This window comes from Mesorhizobium sp. M7A.T.Ca.US.000.02.2.1 (assembly GCF_003996995.1).
Lineage (GTDB): Bacteria > Pseudomonadota > Alphaproteobacteria > Rhizobiales > Rhizobiaceae > Mesorhizobium.
This window is the reverse complement of sequence record NZ_RZTT01000765.1, coordinates 1-1,302: the sequence shown is the minus strand read 5'-3', so window position 1 is coordinate 1,302 and position 1,302 is coordinate 1. Positions and strand designations below refer to the sequence as shown.

1 protein-coding gene is annotated in these 1,302 nt (G+C 63.1%); it reads right to left on the bottom strand.

Going from position 1 to position 1,302, the window contains the following annotated elements; all coding sequences use genetic code 11:
* Positions 1-968 precede the first annotated feature (968 nt).
* Positions 969-1,202, bottom strand: a complete 234-nt coding sequence (locus tag EOD15_RS34430; RefSeq protein WP_127409308.1) for a hypothetical protein — start codon at positions 1,200-1,202, stop codon at positions 969-971.
* Positions 1,203-1,302: the final 100 nt, after the last annotated feature.

The following is a 1,302-nucleotide window of genomic DNA, read 5'->3' as shown; positions in this document are numbered from 1 at the left end:
CCGCGTCGTTACCGAAAACTGTCCGACTGTTGAGAAAGGATGTTCCAGGGACGGCGCACATACCCGGGAAATCATAGGGCAGGCCTGAGCGAATCGACGGACGGGGTGTAGGGGGCACCCCTACGGAAAACGATCCACCCGCGCCAGCAGCGGTGAATCACCACCAGCATTTCCACACAGCGCAAACCGACAACCACCGACATCACCCTGCCGCAGACCGATTTTGCGGAGCGTAGCGGAGCTGAAAGGCAAGCCGCGGTTGCGGCGCGTAGGGCGGAGCCCGGAGGATCTTGGGATTGATGAGCGGAGCGCGGAAACGGGGCGAATGCCCCGTTTTTCCGTGTTAGGCGAGCTTGCTGACCAGCACCGACACGGCGGTCACCAACGTCGCTATCGAGGTGATGATAGCCGGCAGGTTTTCGAGGACCAGTTTCAGGACTTGGATCGAGTGTTTTTTCATGGTGCGTTCTCCTTTCCGCGCGGGGTTGTCAATCGCGCACCGTTGCTGTCGCACCGGCATTAGGGGAGTTGACGCAAGGGCGAAGCCGAGGCCGCAGCCTGCAGCGCAGCGGAAGGACCGGGGGAAAGATTCGACGCAGTGAACCCTAGTGGCTACTCCACGCCGGTGTGACCCTCGGTGCGTGCTTGCGATGACACCCCGCGCAGATCAAAAGGAAGCGCATCCATGTACTCGATCCGAGGCCGTGGGCCTCGATGCCGGCGACTCCTGCAGGCGACGTTGGTGTGTGGGTGCTGGTCAGCTGACTTGCGCGGAACGTGACATTCGCGCTTCGGAGCGAATGCGGCCGAAGGCCGCTTGCTGTTCGATCTTGGGTTCTTGAATCCGGCCGCGGCCGGATTCTTGCCACGTCAGTGGGCTGGCCGGTGGGCTGTGAGCATAAAAAAGCCGCCGAGAATTCTGGCGGCTGGAAGGGCGGCCGGGGAACCCGACCGCCAGCTGGTGATGCTTAGTCCTGCGCGTCGTCCTGCTTCCTCTCGCGGATGACCAGGCGACCGGAGACGGAGATGCCGGGAGTGATTTCCAGGTTGTAGCCCTTGCCGTCCTCGTGGGGCCATGCGGCGCCGACCCGCGTCCAGAACTTGCGATCCTGGTTGCGCTCATCGACCACGAACACGCCCAGGGGCTGCGGCTTGCTCTGATCGGCGGTGTTGTTCTTCGGGGCGTTGTTGGACTTGGCCATGATTGTGTCTCCGGTTGTGGATGAGAGCGCGGTTGCGCGGCACCAGGAAGGCGGGGGGATCAAGCAGGGCGTGCAAGGGCGCCGTAGGCGAGTGTACGGG